This window comes from Mycobacterium sp. NGS39, from assembly GCF_059812765.1.
The window spans coordinates 189,620-207,486 of record NZ_JCALDH010000007.1 but is presented as its reverse complement, the minus strand read 5'-3'; the positions used below and the strand labels follow the sequence as shown (position 1 = coordinate 207,486).

Below are 17,867 nucleotides of genomic sequence, written 5' to 3'. Positions count from 1 at the left end.
TTCCCTTCGGGTCAGCGGCCTTGGAAGTCCGGTTCGCGCCGTTGCCCAAACGCCGCCAGGCCCTCTTTGAAATCCGCGGTGCGGCAGGACAATTCGAGGTTGTACAACTCACGGGTCATCGCTTGGCTCAGCGTGGCGTGCTGGCTGTCCTGAATTGCTTGTTTCACCAGCCCGATGGCCACCGTCGGACCGCTGGCCAGGCGTGCCACCAGGTTGTCGGCGGCTGCGTCGAGTTCGGACTCGTCGACACAGCGATAGATCAATCCCCAGTTCTCGGCGTCGACGGCGGACACCTTGTCGCCGAGCAGCAGCATCTGTCTGGCCCGGGTCAGTCCCACCAGCCGGGGCAGCAGCCAGGTGGCTCCCGAATCGGGGGTGAATCCTCGTGCGACGAACGGTTCCCAGAAGACGGCGGTTGTGGCGGCGACGGTGAAGTCGGCGGCCAGCGCGAGGTTGCAGCCCAGGCCCACGGCATAGCCGCGCACACTGCAGACCACTGGCAACTGAATGCTGTAGACGAGTTCGACCACGCGGTGCGCAGTATGAGGGATGCGACGCACCAGATCGCCCGTGCGCGGCCGTCCGCCCTGGTTGGTGGCGACCCAGTCGGCGCCGGCGCAGAAGTCGGCGCCCTCGCCGGTGAGGTGGACCGCGCGCAGCGAATCGTCGGTGGCGGCCTGCGTCAGCGTGCCTACGAGCGTGTCGATCATGCTGCGACTCAGAGCATTACGGCTGGCCGGGCGGTGCAGCGTCACCCGCAACACCGCACCGTCGCGCTGCGCGGTCACCGAACCCTCGGAGCCGGTGCTCGCAGCGTCGTCAATCACCAGGGGGACCGCCCTTTCCATAGCGATACGGTTGCCCATACAGTAGGGTACTTCAGAACTATCCTGTAAAAGTTAGCAAGGAAAGGCCGTCAGTGGAATGGCCGACGACGATCGCCGGTTCGGCGAGCTGCCTTTGGCGCAGACGGTCGCCGCCGCGGCCGCCATCCGCCGGCTCACCGGGCTGCTGCTGTCGCTGGAGCATGACCACCCGACTGTGGAGGCCATGCTGAGCCAATTCGCGGCCTGGGAGCGCGAGCTCGAGTCAGCAGTCCCACCCGACAGCACACCGCGGCTCGGCTCCGACACCGCAGCGTCGAGCCGCGTCTACCTCGGCCATGCGTTCGACATCGGCGCATTCAACCCCTGTTTCCCCGAATACCGATTCGATGACCTCGACAGCCGGACCGCCTCGGGAACGGTGACGTTCCCGGTGGTGTACGAGGGGCCGCCGGGGCTGGTCCACGGCGGATTCCTCGCAGTCTTCTTCGATTGCGTTACCCAGCACCAGAATTGCGCCGCCGCGCTGTCGGGCCGCACCCGCTCACTCACGGTGACGTTCCGTCGGCCCACACCGATTCTCACCGAGTTGCGGTTCGACATCACCCGGTCGCAAGTCGAGGGCTCGGTCACGTCGACCGCCCGGCTGTTGCTCGACGACGAGGTGTTGTGCACCGGCGAGATCGCGGCGGTGGCGCTGCCACCCGAGAAGCTATCGGGATCACGGCTCGGCCGGCGGCGGGAGATGCGATGAGGCCAGCGCTGCAACGCATCCGCCAGCCGCGAGTGGCGGAGATCGTGGCGTCGCGGTTGCGCGACGACATCTTGTCGGGGCGCCTCAAGGAAGGCGACGTGCTGCCCTCGCAGGAGACGCTCTTCCACGAGTTCGGCGTCAGCCCGCCGGCGTTGCGGGAGGCCATCCACATCCTCGAATCCGACGGCTTGATCTCGGTGCGCCGCGGCAACGTGGGAGGTGCGGTCGTGCATCTGCCGTCCGCCGAGCGGACAGCGCACATGATCGGCATGGTGCTGCAGTCGCGCGCGGCCACCCCGGCCGATGTCAGCGAAGCTTTGTTGCATCTGGAGCCCATCTGCGCGGGAATGTGCGCGGCACGCGCTGACCGCATGACCGAAGTGGTGCCGCATCTTGAAGCTGAGATACACAGGCAAACAACCGAATTCGACGATGCCGCGCAGTTCGTCCCGAACGCCCGCAGCTTCCACGAAGCGATCGTCGCTCGATGCGGCAACGAGCCGATGATCCTGTTGATCGGTTCGCTGGCGCTCATCTGGTCTGCCCACGAGTCGGCGGTGTGGAGCGACGACGGGCATGGCGGGGCGCCCGCGGACGCGGCGGCGGCCCGCAGGACCAGGCGGGCAGCGCTGCGCGACCATCAGCTGCTGCTGGAGGCCATCCGCGACGGCAACCAGGCTCGGGCCATTCGCATCGCGCAGGCGCATCTGGCCGCAGCCCGGCGCACCACGCTCGCCTTCGGCAGCGACAAAACCATTGAAGCCAAACGGATCTCGGGCAATGGCCAGCCATAGCAGCGGGCAAGAGGAAGGAGTCCGGCGGATGACTTCATCGGACGACGATCGCGTCCTGTTCGACGTCGATCGGGACAAGCGCATCGCCACGATCACGCTGAACAACCCGAAGCAGCGCAATGCCTACGACGCCACGATGCGCGACGCGATGGCCCGCTGCCTGGACGCGGTCGCCGAGGACGACGACGTCACGGTGGTGATGCTGCGCGGCGCGGACGGAGTCTTCTCGGCCGGGGCGGACATGAACAACGCATACGGCTGGTACGGCCGAAGTTCCGAACCGGCCAAGGGCCGTCCCAGTCAGCGCCGCCGACTTGCCGTGGACCGCAAGTCTTTTGGCTTCTACCACAACCTGATGGGCTTCCCGAAGGTCACGGTGGGGGAGATCAGCGGCTGCGCGCTGGGCGGCGGCTTCGAAATGGCGCTGGTGACCGACATCTCGGTGATCGCCCGCGACACCAAGATCGGCATGCCGGCCACCCGCTTCCTCGGGCCCGCGCTCGGCAGCCTGCACATGTTCTTCCACCGCCTCGGCCCAGTGCTGGCGAGGCGTCTGCTGCTCACCGGCGACATCGTCGAGGCCGCCACTGTGGAACATCTCGGCGTCTTCACCGAGACCTGCGACGCGGAGCGCGTCGGGGTGCGCGCCCGGTACTGGGCCGAGAAGGCTGCGAAGATGCCGGCCGACGGGGTCGTGATCGCCAAGGAGGCGTTCCGGTTGGTCGAGCAGAGCCAGGCCTACCAGGGCGAGGAAGTGGCCAGCTACCTGTTCCACGCGTTCGGCACCAACCTGCAGTTCGCCCCGGGCGAGTTCAACTTCGTCAAGACCCGCGCCGAGGTGGGCACCAAGGAGGCGTTCCGCCGCCGCGACGAGTATTTCCACGTCCCCGAGCCGTGATCCGGACGGCGCCGCGCGCCGAGCGTGAGTCCACTGCGAAATTCCGGCCGAAATATCGCTACCACCTCACGCTCGGTGCTCGGCGTTGGCAGGCGCGAGGCCGGACCGACCCGCCGCTACAGTATCTGCTATTTTTGTAAAGTCTTTCCCACCGACCTCGAGGCCACACCATGCCCACACCCGTCATCGTCGGCGCCACCAGGACAGCGATCGGACGATCCTTCAAGGGAACGCTGACCAACACGCCGCCCGAAACGCTGATCACCACCGTGTTGCCTGAGGTGATTCGCCGGGCCGGCATCGAGCCCTCCGCGGTCGATGACGTCATCTTCGCCGAATCCCATTATGGCGGAGGCGATCTCGCACGATATGCGGCGGCGGCGTGCGGCATGGAGGACGTGCCGGGCCAGTCGGTGAACCGGCACTGCGCCGGTAGCCTCACCGCGATCGGCAACGCGGCGGCGGGAATCGGCTCGGGCATGGAGCGGGTGGTGGTGGCCGGCGGTGTGCAGTCGCTGTCGATGACGCCACTGATGAACCAGCGCATTCCCGGCCCCGAGCTGAAGTTCGAGGAACGGTGGCTGCCGCCCACGCATCCGGAAACGCCCGACGCGCCCGGGCGCGACATGTCGATCACGGTCGGGTGGAACACCGCCAGGGCGGTCGGCATCAGCCGCGAGGAAATGGACGCGTGGGCCGCGCGCTCGCATCAGCGGGCAATCGCAGCGATCGACGCGGGCAAGTTCGCCGACGAGATCGTGCCGCTCAAGGTGCAACTGCCCGACGGTTCGGTGGTGGATTTCAGCGTCGACGAGCACCCGCGCCGTGACACCACGGTCGAAAAGCTGGCCGCCCTCAAGCCGCTGCATCCGGAGATCGAGGGCTTCTCGATCACCGCGGGCAACAGCAGCGGCACCAACGACGCCGCGGCGGCCGTCGCGCTCGTCGACAAGGACTATGCCGACGCCGAGAAGCTGAGCGTGATGGCGACGGTCAAGGCGTGGGCGGCTTCGGCTGTGCCGCCGAAGGATACGGGACTCGGTGCCGTCAAGGTGATCGGCAAGGTGCTGCAACGAGCAGGATTGTCACCGGCCGACGTGGCGCTGTGGGAGATCAACGAAGCGTTCGCGTCGGTGCCGATCGCGGCATGTCGCGAGTACGGCCTCGACGAGGAGCGCGTGAACTTCTCGGGCAGCGGCTGCAGCCTCGGCCATCCGATCGCCGCCTCCGGTGCGCGGATGGTGACGACGCTGGTGTACGAACTTCAGCGGCGTGGCGGCGGTATCGGTGTCGCAGCGATGTGCGCGGGCGGCGGCCAGGGCGGCGCCGTGGTGATCGAGGTCTAGCGCTTCGCGGCTGCTTTGCGCGCGCGGCGCGGCGCGGCCTTGCGCGGCTTCTGGCCTTCTTCGATGAGTCGGCTGGCGTGGTCGAGGATGCAATTGAGTCCGTATTCGAAGTTCTTTTCGTCCGCCGCAGCCAGTCGGTGACCTTTGGCAGCCAGCCTGGCGATCAACGGTGTCGCCTCGGGATCAAGCGATTTCGGCTCGAAAGTCGGTTCGCCGTCGTCCAATTCGCGCGTCTTCTGCTGCAGTCGCTCGAGCACGACAGTGCCGCGGACATGCAGCGACACCGCCGAATAGGTGTCGAACGCGTCCTCCGGTGACAGGCCGGCGTCGACCAGAGTTTCGATCGCCTTCTCCATCTGCTCCACACCCAACTGCCGCGCCTTCGCGCTGAGCGCCCCCCGGATCAGAATCAGGTCGGTCAAGATCGGGCTGCTCAGAAACGTCTTGCGCATCATGCGGGCATGGTTGCGCAGCGACTCACGCCAATTGCCCGCCTCGACGTAAGGCGTCGAGAACGTGAACTTTCGCAGCGCCCGGTCCGTCATCGCGTTGAGGAGGTCGTCCTTCTTGCGGAAATACCAGTAGATGCTCGTGACACCGACGCCAAGATGCTTGCCCAGCAACGGCATACTGAGGTTGTCGATCGATACCTGGTCGGCGAGCTCGAAAGCGCCGTCGATGATGTCCTCGGGATTGATCGAACCGCGCTCGCGCCGCTGGCGCTTCTGCGCGGTTGCCTTTCCTGCCACGGTGGGCTACCTCCGTTCGATCTCCCGATTACTGTAACCCCTATAGTAAGCTTCCTCGTTACCGCCGCGTTGCACGCGTAGCGGGACGAAGGAAGGCTGCAGGGCCGTGGATCTCGGATTCGCAGACGCCACCGCCGTCGTCGTCGGCGGCGGCCGCGGGATGGGGCTGGCCACGGCGCGGTGCCTGGCCGACGACGGGTGCCGGGTCGCGCTGGTCGGCCGCACACCGAAGGTTCTCGATGAAGCGGCCGACGAACTGCGGCGCCGCGGCAGCCCCGACGCCGTCGGATTGGTCGCCGATGTCGGCGACGCCCACGCAGTGGAGCAGCTGTTCGCCGAGGTGAGCCGCCGCTGGGGCGGCGAACTCAATGTGCTGATCAACGTGGTCGGACCGAGCGCGGTCGGCACCTTCGAGGACTTGACCGACGAGCAGTGGCAGCAGGCCGTCGACGAGGGCGTGATGGGAATGGTGCACTGCGTGCGTGCGGCACTGCCGCTGCTGCGGCGTGCCGAGTGGGCGCGGATCGTCAACTTCTCGGCCCATTCGACCCAGCGGCAGAGCGTGATGCTGGCGGCCTACACGGCGGCCAAGGCGATGGTGAACAGCATCTCGAAGAACCTGTCGTTGCTGTTGGCCAAAGACGAGATTCTGGTCAACGTGGTATCGCCGGGCAGCATCGCGTCGGAGTCACTGGTCGGCTGGGCCGCGTCGGTCGGTGTGGACGGTAACGACCCGTATGCGTTGATGGACGCCATTGCCAGGCATTTCGGGCATCCGGCTCATCTGCGGCGAGCGGGACTCCCCGACGAAATCGGGCCTGTGGCAGCGTTTTTGGCGTCACGGCGCAACTCGTACATGACCGGCGCCAACGTCAACGTCGACGGCGGAAGCGATTTCACCTGACATGGCGACCGCACGAGAAGCTCGGGAATGGGCGCGCACCGCGCTGCGGGGTATCGGCGACTCGCTCTACACCCCGTTTTGCGGGCGTGACGGCGACGAGATCGACTGGGACGCCTATCGCGCGCTCGTGCGCTACTGCGTCGGCGATCTCGGTCACCCGATGCTGTGGGTGACCAGCGGCGTCGGCGAGTTCTGGTCGCTGACCCTTGCCGAACGAAAGCGATTGCTGGAGTTGGCAATCGAGCAGGCGCGTGCCGTCGACCCCGACGTCGTCGTCCAGTCGTGCACCGCCGCGCTGTCGGCGAAGGACTGCCTGGAGTTGACGCTGCACGCCCAGGAAGCCGGTGCGGACATCGTCTACATCCAGACGCCGATGATGGAGTTGCACGGCGGCGACGGCGTGTTGGCCTTCTTCCGCTACATCAGCGAACGCACCGACATCGCACTGGGAATGTTCAACTCGCCGTCGTCGGGATATGTGCTCAGCGCCGCCGAAAGCGCCCGCATCGTCGACGAGGTTCCCGCCGTGTGCGCGACGAAAGAGGGCGCCTTCCGGCCGGCGAACAGCCGGTTGCTGCACGAGTTGGCGCCCGAGTTGGTCATCTGGGAATGCGACACCACCGTGTACCGCGCGGGATGGCTGCGCGCCGGCATCGTCGGGCCCGCACAACTAGGAACTGTCGGCTATCTCCACGAGACACCGCAGCGGCGGATCCTGTCCCGCTACTGGGATCTGGTGTGGAACGACAAGCTCGTCGAGGCAATGGATTTCGCGGTCGAGTCGGGGCTGGATCAGTTTGGCCTCGACATGGGGTCGTGGTTCACCAGCTACCCCGGCCGCCCCGATTACTTCACGCACTGGGGTGCTGCGTTCAAGTACGCGGCCTCGCTGCTCGGGCTTCCCGTGGGGGACTACCCGCATTCCCGCCCGCCGCAGGTGCCGCTCCCAGAGGCGGGTAAGCGGCAGATCCGCGAGGCGTACACCCGCCTCGGTTTGATCGATCGGTGACCTGGTCAGACCGGTGCGGAAGGCGCTACCGATAGGTGTACAGTATGCGCATACATCAAGTTTGCGGGCGTCAGAGGAGGTCGGCTTGGACAGCGCCGACGATGTGGTGCGCTACCACGTGCGCGACAGCGGAGTCACAGTCCTGACGCTGAACCGGCCGGAGCGCATGAACGCGTGGGGCGGCGGACTGGCCAGTGCGTTCTGGACATGTCTGGACCGTGCTGACGCCGACGCGAATGTCCGCGCGATCGTGATCACCGGCGCTGGGCGCGCGTTCTGCGCGGGCGCCGACATGGGCGACCTCTCCAGCATCGGGGACGCCACCGTGGGCGACACCGATGTCAGTGCGCTGGTCGGGGAACGCCACCCGCATGCGGTCGCCATGCTGCGCAAGCCGGTCGTCGCGGCGATCAACGGGGCGTGCGCGGGCATCGGGCTGACCCAGGCGCTGATGTGCGACGTGCGGTTCGCCGCGGACGGCGCCAAGTTCACCACGTCGTTCTCGCGGCGGGGACTCATCGCCGAATACGGCATCTCGTGGATCCTGCCCCGGATCGTCGGCTGGGGAGCGGCGCTCGACTTGCTGCTGAGCGGTCGGGTCTTCTACGCCGAGGAGGCCGCCGCGCTGGGACTGGTCAAAGAAGTGGTGCCCGCCGACCACTTGCTGCCGCGGGCGATCGGTTACGCCGAGGACATCGCCGCCAATTGCGCCCCCAGTTCTCTGGCGGTGATCAAGCAGCAGGTGTACGCAGACACTATGCGCGACGTATCCGAGGCGAGCGCGGTGGCAGAGAAGCTCATGCACGAGTCGATGCTTCGCCCCGACTTCATCGAGGGCATCACCAGCTTCTTCGAGAAGCGGCCGCCGAACTTCCCGGCTCTGAGCGACTGAAAGGACTCTCACAATGACGCTGGACTACAAGGCCATCGACGTCGACAACCATTACTACGAGCCGCTGGATGCGTTCACCCGGCACTTGGACAAAAAGTTCAAACGGCGCGGCGTGCAGATGGTCAGCGACGGCAAGCACACGCTCGCGCTGATCGGCGACAAGGTCAATCGCTTCATCCCGAATCCGACGTTCGACCCGATCATCGTGCCGGGCTGCCTGGATTTGCTGTTCCGCGGGGAGATTCCCGAGGGCGTGGATCCGGCATCGCTGATGAAAGTGGAGCGGCTCTCGGAGCATCCGGAGTATCAGAACCGCGACGCCCGTGTTGCGGTGATGGACACTCAGGACCTCGAAACGGTGTTCATGTTGCCGACGTTCGCGTGCGGGGTCGAAGAAGCGCTCAAGCATGACATCGAGGCGACGATGGCGTCGGTGCACGCGTTCAACCTGTGGCTCGACGAAGATTGGGGGTTCGACCGGCCCGATCACCGAATCGTCGCCGCGCCGATCATCTCGCTGGCCGACCCCGAAAAGGCGCTCCAGGAGGTCGATTTCGTGCTGTCGCGAGGGGCGAAGATGGTGTTGGTGCGACCGGCGCCGGTGCCCGGTGTGGTCAAGCCGCGGTCGCTGGGTGACCCGCTCCACGATCCGGTGTGGGCGCAGCTGGCCGAGGCCGGGGTTCCGGTCGGGTTCCATCTCAGCGACAGCGGTTATTTGCAGATCGCCGGGATGTGGGGCGGCAAGTCGACGTTCGAGGCATTCGGCGGCTCGAATCCGCTTGACCAGGTGCTGGTCGACGATCGAGCGATTCACGACTCGATGGCCTCGATGATCGTGCATGGCGTCTTCACTCGTCATCCGAAGCTACGCGTGGCGAGCATCGAGAACGGGTCGTATTTCGTGTACCGGTTGATCAAACGCCTCAAGAAGGCGGCCAACAACCACCCGAAGCTGTTCCCGGAGGATCCGGTGGAGCAGCTGCGCAACAATGTGTGGATCGCCCCGTACTACGAAGACGACCTGACCCAGCTCGCCGAGGTCATCGGCGTCGACAAAATCCTGTTCGGGTCGGACTGGCCGCACGGTGAAGGGCTGGAATCGCCGCTGTCGTTCACCGCGGAGCTCAAGGGATTCAGTGAGCGTGATATTCGAAAGGTCATGCGTGACAATGCATTAGATCTTCTCGGCGTCAACGTGTCGTCCGCCGCCTAGTCGCACCGTAACGATGAGCGAGTGGACGCTGGGGGCGGTGCTGGACACCATCGCGCAAGCCGTTCCGGACCGTGTGATGACAGTCTGCGGCGAGCGGCGCAGCACGTACGCCGAATCGGCGGAGCGAACCCGTCGGCTGGCGAACTACCTCGCCGGCAGAGGACTTGGTGCGCACCGCGAACGCGACACACTCGAGCGTTGGGAGTGCGGCCAGGACCGGGTCGCGCTCGTCATGCACAACGACCTGTACCCCGACATGGTGATCGCCTGCCTCAAGGCGCGCACCGTGCCAGTGAACGTCAACCACTACTACACGCCTCGCGAAGTCGGAGAGCTGCTCGACTACGTCAAGCCGAGCGCAGTCGTCTACCACCGGTCGCTCGGCGCGAAGTTCGCCGATGTGCTTCCTTCCGGCGCCGTGCTGTTGTCGATCGACGACGGCAGCGCCATCCCAGAGCTACCTGGTGCCGTGACCCTGAAAGATGCGCTCGCGCAGGGCGATACCGACCGGGGCGTCTCGCCGTCACCCGACGACCTGATCATGATCTGCACCGGCGGCACCACCGGCCGTCCCAAGGGAGTGCTCTGGCGGCAGTGCGACATGTACGTGGTGTCGATGAACGGCGCGGCGCATGACTCGGTCGAGGAGATCCGTGCCAAGGTGCAGGCCGGCGGGGCGCCGTGGTTTGCGGTGTCGCCGTTGATGCACGCGGCCGGCATGTGGACCGCGTTCGCGGCGATCATGAACGGCATCCCGGTGATCCTCTACGACAACCGCGGCACGTTCGACCCGCGCAGCGTGCTGCAGACCGTCGAACGTGAGAAGGTCGGCCTGATGACGATGGTCGGTGACGCCTACGCCGGACCGTTGGTCGACGAGCTGCAGCGCAACGCCTACGACCTGTCCTCGCTGTACGCGATCGGCACCGGCGGCGCCGCGACCAATCCGAAGTACCAGCGCGCGCTGCTCGAGGCGATCCCGCAGATCACGTTGATCAACGGCTACGGCTCGTCGGAAACCGGAAACATGGCGTTCGGACATAGCCAGCGCGGGCATCGCAGCGACACGTTCCAGTTTCGCGACGGCGGCCTCGTGCTCTCCGACGACTACACTCGCTTCCTCGAGCCCGGTGATCCGGAGATCGGCTGGGTCGCGCGTACGGGCCGAATCCCTTTGGGCTACTTCGACGATGAGCAGGCCACCCGCGAAACGTTCCCTGAGGTCGACGGTGTGCGGGTGGTGATCTCCGGTGACCGGGCAAGCGTCGAGCCCGACGGCACGCTGCGTCTGTTCGGTCGCGACTCGCTGGTGGTCAACACCGGCGGCGAGAAGGTGTTCGTCGAGGAAGTCGAGGAGGTGCTGCGTGCGTGCCCCGGCGTCCACGACGCTCTGGTGGTCGGGCGGCCCAGTGACCGCTGGGGCGAGGAGTTGGTGGCCGTTGTCGCGCTGCGTGCCGACTGCGTCGAGGCCACCGATGCTTTTGCCGCGCACTGCGCGTCGTCGCTGGCGCGGTTCAAGGTTCCCAAACAGTTCGTCGTCGTCGACAAGGTGCGGCGACTCGGTAACGGTAAGGCCGACTACCGCTGGGCGAAAAGTGTTGCGCGACAACAGGCTCCGGTGGCATGACGCACAAAGTGATCGATTGTCTCGTGAACGTGCACTTCGGTGAAACCGAAGTCCAGCCCGCCTGGATGGTGAAGGTCCGCGACGACTACTTCAAGGGTCCGAAGTCCATGTTCGCCCCTGTCGAGTTGGCCGAACTCCTCGACGAGATGGACGAGCAGGGCGTGCGGAAGGCGATCCTGATGGACAACCTCGCGAAACCGTCGCTGACGGCGCGAAAGTTCGTGGAGGCCAAGCCGGATCGCTTCGCGCTGGCGATGGGCGGCGTCAACTTGCTGCGTCCGGTGCAGCCGCTGCGCGAGCTGACCGCCGTCGCCAGGGATATGCCGGTGGCGTACGCAGTGGTGGGGCCGAGCTTCTGGGGTGACGGCCAGTACCCACCCAGCGACGCGGTCTACTACCCGCTGTACGCGAAATGCGCCGAACTGGAGTTGCCGCTGTGCGTCAACACCGGCATCCCGGGCCCCCCGATCCCCGGCGAGGTGCAGAACCCGATCCACCTGGACCGGGTTTGCGTGCGCTTCCCCGAGCTGAAACTGTGCATGATCCACGGTGCGGATCCCTGGTGGGACATCGCGATTCGGCTGCTGATCAAGTACCGCAATCTGCGGCTGATGACGTCGGCGTGGTCACCGAAGCGGCTGCCGGAGACCCTGCTGCATTTCATGCGCACCCGAGGTTCCGACAAGGTGATCTTCGCCTCGGACTGGCCGGTGCTGCGCATGCGCCGGGTGGTGCCCGAAGCCCTGGCCCTCGAGCTGCCGGCCGACGTGCTGGACAACTACCTCTATCGCAACGCCCGAGAGTTCTTCTTCGGCGAGACCCAGGAGCAATGACGATGGACCGTTACGAGCTGCGCCGGCTGGACTACAGCCTGACCGACGACCATAAGGCGCTGCAGGAGGTGTATCGGCGGTTCTTCAAGACCCACTGCCCGATCGAAACCGTCCGCGCTGCCGAGGAATCGGGTTTCGACAAGAACCTGTGGGAGAGGCTGTGCGCGATGGGCGCGTCGACGATGGCGCTGCCGGAGTCGTACGGCGGAGACGGCGCGACGCTGGTCGATCTGACATTGGTCGCCGAGGAGATCGGCCGGTCGCTGGCGCCGGTGCCGTGGATCGACCACGTGTGCGCGGCCCGGCTGCTCGGCCGGCTGGGCGCGCTGGACGACCACGTGCTCAGCGGCAAGCAAGTGGCGGGACTCGACACCCGGCACGACGACACCGCCGGCGTGCGGCTGATCGGCACGGGCTCGATCGCCGACCACATCCTCGTCCGCGACGGTGAAGACGTCGTGCGCCTCACGTTCGACACCCGCCCGGCGCGCGTGGACAACATCGGCCGGCTGCCGATGGCGTGGGTCGACCCGTCCGCGGCCGACAGCCGCACGGTCGTTGCCACCGGTCCTGACGCGCTCGCGGAATATCAACGCGCACTAGACGAGTGGCGGCTGCTGACGGGCGCGGCGCTGGTGGGGCTCGTCGAGGAGACGATGACGATCGCAGCGGAGTTCGCCAAGACCCGCTACACGCTCGGTGTGCCGATCTCGACGCTGCAGGCAATCTCACATCCGCTGGCCAACATCGCGATCACGGTGCAGGCCGGGCGCAACCTGGCGCGGCGCGCGGCGTGGTTCCTCGACAATGAGCCCGACGAGCGGCCCGAGCTGGCGCCGTCGGTCTTCGTGTTCATGGCCGAAGAAGCGGCCAAGGCCGCGACGATGGCCGTGCACGTGCAGGGCGGCCTGGGTGTCTCGGCGGAGGCCGCCGCGAGCGCCTACTTGGTGCGGGCCCGCGGGTGGCCGCTGGCGGGCGGGGATCCGGGGGCCAGCGCAAAGTACGTCGCGCAGATCGTCGCGGCGCGAGAAAGCGGTCAGTGATGGACTTTTCGCTCGTCGAGCTGTCTGACGACGACAAGGCGTTCCTTCACGAGGTGCGCAGCTTCCTGCGCACGCACGTGACCGACGAGGTCCGGCGGCGCGACCGCGAGACCGGCGACAACTTCGACGAGGGCGTGCATCTCGCGCTCGGTGCCGCCGGGTATCTCGAGCGCGAATGGAAACCGGAGTCCGAGGGCGGGTTCTCCCGCGTGCGGCGGCGCATCTGGGAGCTGGAGAAGCGGCGTGCGCACGTGCCGTGGGTGACGTGGGGAACCACCGCGATGGTGGCGCGGTCGGTGGCGACGTTCGGCTCGCAGGAGCTGAAAGACGAAGTGCTGCCTGGCGTGTTCAGCGGTCACGTCCGGTTGTGCCTCGGCTACACCGAACCCGAGGGCGGTTCGGACATCGCGACGTGCAAGACGCGCGCGGTGCGCGACGGCGGCGCGGACGCGAGGAGCACAAATGGCGGGAGCTGGGTGATCAACGGGTCGAAGATGTTCACTACCGGCGCGCACAACTGCCAGTACGTCTTCCTGATCACCAATACCGACCCCGAAGCGCCAAAACACAAGAGCCTGACCATGTTTCTGGTGCCGTTGAACTCGCCGGGTATCGAGATCCAGGGCGTGCGCACCATCGACGGCGACCGGACGAACATCGTCTACTACAGCGACGTCCGGGTCGACGACAAGTATCGGCTGGGGGAGGTGAACGGCGGCTGGACCGTGCTGCGCGAGCCGCTCAACGTCGAGCACGGCGCCGTCGCCGCGGCCCCCGACGGGCTGGCCGACGTGTCGATCATGATGCATCAGGCCGGCTTCATGGCCGACGCCGCCGACAAGGCGGCGGCTAAGGCGAACGTCGCCGACGGGTCGGTGGCATATCGGTTGGGCCGCAGCGTCGCTCGAATGGAAGCCGCGCTGAGTGCGCCGAGCATTTTCGGCCGGGTCGCGCTGGCGCAGACCATGCGCGACATCTCGCCGGAGCTGATGGACATCCTCGGCGCGGCGTCGTCGCTGCCGTTCGGCACCGACGGAGCCGTCGACGATGGCGCGTCGGAATACATCTATAGGTTCGCGCCGCTGGTCGGCATCTACGGCGGCACGCTGGAAGTCTTCCGGAACATGATCGCCCAGCATGTTCTCGGTTTGGGCAAGCCCGCGTACGCGGCACCGGTGGCCCGTTAGCCTGAGCGTGCGCTGCGGTACGGCGCGTATCGGCGTGTCGCTGCGCTGACACGCACGCTTGCGCAAACGAGGCCTAGGCGATTGCGCCGGATTCCTTGAGCTCGGCGATGCGGTCCCAGTCCATGCCGAGCTCCATCAGCACCAGCTCGGTGTGCTCGGATGCCTGCGGTGCGCGGGTGGTCTGCAGCGGCTCGTGGTTGAACTGAACGGGTCCCCGCACGATTCGCAACGGCGGCCCGCCGTCGGCCGCCTCCACTTCGACCACCATGTCGTTGGCAAGGGCCTGCTCGTCGGTGGCCAGGTCGAGGAAGCTCTGAAACGGCGCCCACTGACCGCGCATGGTCTTCAGGTGTTCGCGCCAGTACTCGAACGGCTTGGCGGCGAACGCCTTCGCGATGAGTTCGCTTGCCGCGTCGGCGTTTTCCATCAGCGGCAGCACGTCGGAGAACCGGGGATCGTCCGCCGCCTCCGGAATGCCGAGGTGTTCGAACGTATCTCGGATGTAGCCGGTAGGGCTGACGATGCACAGGTTGATGGTTCCGCCGTCCGACGTCTGGTAGTTGCCCAGGAACGGGTTCACCGCCGAGCCGCCGCTGTGCGGCATCTCCGCGCGCATGGTCTCGCCGGTTTCCATGCCGTGCGTCACGCTGGCGCCCGCCGCCCACCACGCTGTGCTCAGCAGCGACACGTCCAGCTCGACGGCTTCTCCAGTGCGTTCGCGGTGCAGCAGTGCCGCCGATATGCCGCCGGCGATGGCCATGCCGCCGATCGAGTCGCCGAATGCCGGAATGCCCTGTGCGAGAAAGCCACCCAGCTCAGGCGGCGATAGGGCATGGCCGACGCCGCTGCGCGTCCAGAATGCGGTGCCGTCGTAGCCGCCGACGTCGCGTTCGGGGCCCTTGTCGCCGTAGGCGCTGCCGCGGGCGTAGATGATGTTCGGGTTGACCGCGCGGATGTGCTCGATGTCGAATTTGTTCTTCCGGCGCGCCGCGGGCAGGTAGTTGGTCAAGAACACATCTGAGGTTCGGGCGAGTTCGTAGAGCACCTCCTGGCCGCCGGGCGTGGACACGTCGATCCCGACGCTGCGCTTGCCGCGGTTGGGGTGCTCGATCAGCGGGTGCCGGTCCGGGTTGAGTTGATGGCCGCCCATGTTCACAAAGCCGCGCTGGGTGTCGCCACGGACCGGATGCTCGACCTTGATGACGTCTGCACCCCAGTCGGCGAGAATGGCCCCGGCCGCCGGTACGAACGTGAACTGAGCGACCTCCAGGACGCGGACGCCCTCCATGACCTTGACCACGTGAACCTCCTGTGGCGACGAGGCTAGCGCACGACGTCGAACGTCACCGGCAGCGCGGTGGGCGAGCGGAACGGATTGCCGCGGATATGCGGATCGCCGTCGGTGAGCAGGGTGATGTCGGTCAGCCGGTCGAGCAGGCACTCCATCGCGACGCGGGTTTCCAGCCGCGCCAAATGCAAACCCAGACAGGTGTGTTCACCCGCGGCAAACGAGATGTGCGGGATGGGTTTGCGGAAGATGTCGAACTCCTCAGACCGCTCCCAGCGGCGTTCGTCGCGGTTCGCCGAGCCGATGCACACGTCGATCATGGCGCCGGCGGGAATCTCGACACCGTCGAGCTCCGTGTCCTCGGTGGCGAAACGTTGCACGGACGTCAGCGGCGTTTCGTAGCGCAGGTTTTCTTCGATCGCCTTGCCCAGCAACGTGCGGTCGGATTGCACCGCGGCGAACTGCTCCGGCCGGGTAAGCAGGTTGTAGAGCAGATTGCCCGACGAGCGGTACGTCGTTTCCAGGCCCGCCGGCAGTAGTAGCCGCAGAAACGAGTAGATCGCTTCGTCGCTGAGCTTCTCGCCGTCGATCTCGGCAGCGACGAGGTCGCCGATGATGTCGTCCGTCGGTGTCCGCTTGCGCTTGTCGATTTGCTGCAGGAAGTAGTCCTTGAGGGCTGCCGACGCCTCGAATGCCCGCTTGTAGTCGACGTTGTAGCTGATCAATTGGATTGCGCGGCGCCGGAAGTCGGGCAGGTCGGCTTCAGGCAGGCCTAGCAGCCGCGTGATCACGCGCGTCGGGAACTCGAACGTGAAGTTGCGGACAAGGTCCGCTTCACCGGCGTCGGCGAATTCGTCGACCAATTCCTGACAGACCGGTCGGACGATTTCGGGCTCCCACCGCGCCAGCGATTTGGTCTTGAACGCGGCCGAGACCAGGCTGCGGTGGTCGCGGTGTTGCTTGCCCTGCATCGCGAGAATGGTCTTGCCCATGAACAGCCCGATCGACGTGTCGTAGCCGGCCGAGCTGAACACCCGGCCGTCCCGCAGCACGGTGTTGACCGCGTCGAACGACAACGCCGAGAAAATATGCCGGGGTCTCATCGACTCGGGCAGCCTGGAGTAGTCGACGACGGGCCCCGCGAAGACGCCGCGGCGACGCCGCCATTCGGCGAAGAACGGATAGGGATCACGCTTCCACTCAGCGGCCCGGTCGGCCGGCAGGATCTCCGGGGCGTGCGTTTCCACAGCTGGTCTCCAGCGTTCGGTGTCGTGCGGTCGGCAAGCGCTGCCGCAGGTACGTACTGTAAATGTTACAGTATCAGGCCACAGGAGGAGGTGGGTGCCGAGATGGTTGACGTGGCGATCATCGGGGTCGGGTTGCATCCGTTCGGGCGGTTCGGGGCCAAGACTGCGATGCAGATGGGAGCTGACGCGATCTTCGCCGCGGTCGACGACGCCGGGGTGCAGTGGCGCGACATCCAGTTCGGTGTGGGCGGCAGCTGGACCGTTGCGAACCCGGACGCGATCGTCGGGCTGGTGGGCCTCACCGGCATCCCGTTCACCGACGTGTTCAACGCGTGTGCGACAGCGGCCAGTGCGGCGAAGGCGTGTGCTGACGGTATCCGGTTGGGCGACTACGACATCGGCATCGCCGTCGGCATGGACAAGCATCCGCGCGGCGCGTTCACCGAAGATCCGGCGCTTGTCGGCATGCCGAGCTGGTACGCCCAGAACGGGCAATACCTCACCACCAAGTTCTTCGGCATGAAGGCCAACCGCTATCTGCACGAGCACGGCATCTCGCAGCGGACGTTGGCGCGGGTGGCGGCCAAGAACTTCCGCAATGGCGCGCTGAACCCGAATGCGTTTCGGCGCAAGCCGATTCCCGAGGATGAGATTTTGAACTCGCCGATGCTGAACTATCCGTTGACGCAGTACATGTTCTGCGCGCCCGACGAAGGAGCGGCGGCCGTGGTCATGTGCCGCGCCGACATCGCGCACCGCTACACCTCGACGCCGGTGTATCTGCGGGCCGTCGAAGTACGCACCCGCCGCTACGGCGCTTACGAAGTGAACACGACCTTCGCCCCGGTCGAGGAGGATGCGTCACCGACGGTGTATGCGGCGCGGGCGGCCTTCGAGAAGGCCGGCGTGGACCCGGGCGACGTCGACGTGATCCAGCTGCAGGACACCGACGCCGGTGCAGAGATCATCCACATGGCCGAGTGCGGGTTCTGCGTGGACGGCGAGCAGGAGAGGCTCTTGGCCGACGGCGCAACCGAAATCGGTGGTGCGATGCCGGTCAACACCGACGGCGGGCTGATCGCCAACGGCGAGCCGATCGGCGCGTCGGGGCTGCGGCAGCTCCATGAACTGGTGCGCCAGCTACGCGGGCAGGCGGGCGAGCGCCAGGTGCCCGGCGAGCCGCGGGTCGGCTTCGCGCAGCTGTACGGCGCACCGGGAACCGCCGCCGCGACGATCGTCTCCCGGTGATTTCGGTGCGT

General features: G+C 66.4%; 17 protein-coding genes. 13 read left to right on the top strand and 4 right to left on the bottom strand.

Features of this window, described 5'->3' with window-relative positions:
- Positions 1-11: 11 nt before the first annotated feature.
- Positions 12-848 (bottom strand): enoyl-CoA hydratase/isomerase family protein, encoded by an 837-nt coding sequence (locus tag AC5Y39_RS12215; RefSeq protein WP_500018535.1) that lies wholly within the window; start codon positions 846-848, stop codon positions 12-14.
- Between the two features lie 76 nt (positions 849-924).
- On the opposite strand from AC5Y39_RS12215, the gene AC5Y39_RS12210 reads away from it, so the two are divergent.
- The 4 genes from AC5Y39_RS12210 to AC5Y39_RS12195 all read left to right on the top strand — a co-directional run bounded on the left by AC5Y39_RS12210 (position 925) and on the right by AC5Y39_RS12195 (position 4,616).
- A complete protein-coding gene (locus AC5Y39_RS12210) occupies positions 925-1,578 on the top strand; it encodes a hypothetical protein (protein ID WP_500018537.1) in 654 nt (217 codons plus the stop codon).
- A complete protein-coding gene (locus AC5Y39_RS12205; RefSeq protein ID WP_500018539.1) occupies positions 1,575-2,372 on the top strand; it encodes a FadR/GntR family transcriptional regulator in 798 nt (265 codons plus the stop codon). The genes AC5Y39_RS12210 and AC5Y39_RS12205 overlap by 4 nt, the downstream gene beginning before the upstream one ends.
- Positions 2,373-2,400: 28 nt before the next feature.
- Positions 2,401-3,270, top strand: coding sequence for an enoyl-CoA hydratase/isomerase family protein (locus tag AC5Y39_RS12200; RefSeq protein WP_500018541.1), 870 nt, complete (start codon positions 2,401-2,403; stop codon positions 3,268-3,270).
- 170 nt (positions 3,271-3,440) lie between these two features.
- Positions 3,441-4,616 carry a thiolase family protein gene (locus AC5Y39_RS12195; RefSeq protein ID WP_500018543.1) on the top strand — a complete coding sequence of 392 codons (1,176 nt, stop codon included), beginning with the start codon at positions 3,441-3,443 and terminating at the stop codon, positions 4,614-4,616.
- On the opposite strand, the gene AC5Y39_RS12190 is transcribed toward AC5Y39_RS12195, so the two are convergent.
- Positions 4,613-5,365: a TetR/AcrR family transcriptional regulator gene (locus AC5Y39_RS12190; RefSeq protein ID WP_500018545.1), complete on the bottom strand. Its 753-nt coding sequence runs from the start codon at positions 5,363-5,365 to the stop codon at positions 4,613-4,615. The genes AC5Y39_RS12195 and AC5Y39_RS12190 overlap by 4 nt on opposite strands.
- A gap of 106 nt (positions 5,366-5,471) precedes the next feature.
- Here AC5Y39_RS12190 and AC5Y39_RS12185 point away from each other — a divergent pair, with 106 nt between their 5' ends.
- The 8 genes from AC5Y39_RS12185 to AC5Y39_RS12150 all read left to right on the top strand — a co-directional run bounded on the left by AC5Y39_RS12185 (position 5,472) and on the right by AC5Y39_RS12150 (position 14,073).
- Complete coding sequence (locus AC5Y39_RS12185; RefSeq protein ID WP_500018547.1) at positions 5,472-6,269, top strand: SDR family NAD(P)-dependent oxidoreductase; 798 nt, start codon at positions 5,472-5,474, stop codon at positions 6,267-6,269.
- Between the two features lies 1 nt (position 6,270).
- Positions 6,271-7,278 carry a dihydrodipicolinate synthase family protein gene (locus AC5Y39_RS12180; protein WP_500018549.1) on the top strand — a complete coding sequence of 336 codons (1,008 nt, stop codon included), beginning with the start codon at positions 6,271-6,273 and terminating at the stop codon, positions 7,276-7,278.
- Positions 7,279-7,363: 85 nt separating this feature from the next.
- A complete protein-coding gene (locus tag AC5Y39_RS12175) occupies positions 7,364-8,170 on the top strand; it encodes an enoyl-CoA hydratase (protein ID WP_500018551.1) in 807 nt (268 codons plus the stop codon).
- Positions 8,171-8,183: 13 nt separating this feature from the next.
- Positions 8,184-9,383: an amidohydrolase family protein gene (locus AC5Y39_RS12170; RefSeq protein WP_500018553.1), complete on the top strand. Its 1,200-nt coding sequence runs from the start codon at positions 8,184-8,186 to the stop codon at positions 9,381-9,383.
- Positions 9,384-9,396: 13 nt separating this feature from the next.
- Positions 9,397-11,010: an acyl-CoA synthetase gene (locus tag AC5Y39_RS12165; RefSeq protein ID WP_500018555.1), complete on the top strand. Its 1,614-nt coding sequence runs from the start codon at positions 9,397-9,399 to the stop codon at positions 11,008-11,010.
- Positions 11,007-11,843, top strand: coding sequence for an amidohydrolase family protein (locus AC5Y39_RS12160; protein ID WP_500018557.1), 837 nt, complete (start codon positions 11,007-11,009; stop codon positions 11,841-11,843). The genes AC5Y39_RS12165 and AC5Y39_RS12160 overlap by 4 nt, the downstream gene beginning before the upstream one ends.
- Before the next feature lie 2 nt (positions 11,844-11,845).
- On the top strand, positions 11,846-12,886 hold the full coding sequence (locus tag AC5Y39_RS12155; protein ID WP_500018559.1) for an acyl-CoA dehydrogenase family protein: 1,041 nt from the start codon (positions 11,846-11,848) through the stop codon (positions 12,884-12,886).
- On the top strand, positions 12,886-14,073 hold the full coding sequence (locus tag AC5Y39_RS12150; RefSeq protein ID WP_500018561.1) for an acyl-CoA dehydrogenase family protein: 1,188 nt from the start codon (positions 12,886-12,888) through the stop codon (positions 14,071-14,073). The genes AC5Y39_RS12155 and AC5Y39_RS12150 overlap by 1 nt, the downstream gene beginning before the upstream one ends.
- Before the next feature lie 73 nt (positions 14,074-14,146).
- Here the strand turns inward: AC5Y39_RS12150 and AC5Y39_RS12145 are convergent, their stop codons facing one another.
- Positions 14,147-15,361: a CaiB/BaiF CoA transferase family protein gene (locus tag AC5Y39_RS12145; protein ID WP_500018830.1), complete on the bottom strand. Its 1,215-nt coding sequence runs from the start codon at positions 15,359-15,361 to the stop codon at positions 14,147-14,149.
- Between the two features lie 35 nt (positions 15,362-15,396).
- Complete coding sequence (locus AC5Y39_RS12140; protein ID WP_500018563.1) at positions 15,397-16,608, bottom strand: cytochrome P450; 1,212 nt, start codon at positions 16,606-16,608, stop codon at positions 15,397-15,399.
- Between the two features lie 102 nt (positions 16,609-16,710).
- Here AC5Y39_RS12140 and AC5Y39_RS12135 point away from each other — a divergent pair, with 102 nt between their 5' ends.
- Entirely contained in the window at positions 16,711-17,856 is a 1,146-nt protein-coding gene (locus tag AC5Y39_RS12135) for a thiolase family protein (protein ID WP_500018565.1), read from the top strand.
- The last annotated feature ends 11 nt before the right edge of the window (positions 17,857-17,867 follow it).

Excerpts from the sequence above, each read along its gene's own strand:
- AC5Y39_RS12195 (WP_500018543.1), top strand. The coding sequence starts at position 3,441 with ATGCCCACACCCGTCATCGTCGGCGCCACCAGGACAGCGATCGGACGA.
- AC5Y39_RS12215 (WP_500018535.1), bottom strand. The coding sequence starts at position 848 with ATGGAAAGGGCGGTCCCCCTGGTGATTGACGACGCTGCGAGCACCGGC.
- AC5Y39_RS12210 (WP_500018537.1), top strand. The coding sequence starts at position 925 with ATGGCCGACGACGATCGCCGGTTCGGCGAGCTGCCTTTGGCGCAGACG.
- AC5Y39_RS12155 (WP_500018559.1), top strand. The coding sequence starts at position 11,846 with ATGGACCGTTACGAGCTGCGCCGGCTGGACTACAGCCTGACCGACGAC.
- AC5Y39_RS12170 (WP_500018553.1), top strand. The coding sequence starts at position 8,184 with ATGACGCTGGACTACAAGGCCATCGACGTCGACAACCATTACTACGAG.
- AC5Y39_RS12160 (WP_500018557.1), top strand. The coding sequence starts at position 11,007 with ATGACGCACAAAGTGATCGATTGTCTCGTGAACGTGCACTTCGGTGAA.
- AC5Y39_RS12205 (WP_500018539.1), top strand. The coding sequence starts at position 1,575 with ATGAGGCCAGCGCTGCAACGCATCCGCCAGCCGCGAGTGGCGGAGATC.
- AC5Y39_RS12135 (WP_500018565.1), top strand. The coding sequence starts at position 16,711 with ATGGTTGACGTGGCGATCATCGGGGTCGGGTTGCATCCGTTCGGGCGG.
- AC5Y39_RS12150 (WP_500018561.1), top strand. The coding sequence starts at position 12,886 with ATGGACTTTTCGCTCGTCGAGCTGTCTGACGACGACAAGGCGTTCCTT.
- AC5Y39_RS12200 (WP_500018541.1), top strand. The coding sequence starts at position 2,401 with ATGACTTCATCGGACGACGATCGCGTCCTGTTCGACGTCGATCGGGAC.
- AC5Y39_RS12165 (WP_500018555.1), top strand. The coding sequence starts at position 9,397 with ATGAGCGAGTGGACGCTGGGGGCGGTGCTGGACACCATCGCGCAAGCC.
- AC5Y39_RS12145 (WP_500018830.1), bottom strand. The coding sequence starts at position 15,361 with ATGGAGGGCGTCCGCGTCCTGGAGGTCGCTCAGTTCACGTTCGTACCG.
- AC5Y39_RS12180 (WP_500018549.1), top strand. The coding sequence starts at position 6,271 with ATGGCGACCGCACGAGAAGCTCGGGAATGGGCGCGCACCGCGCTGCGG.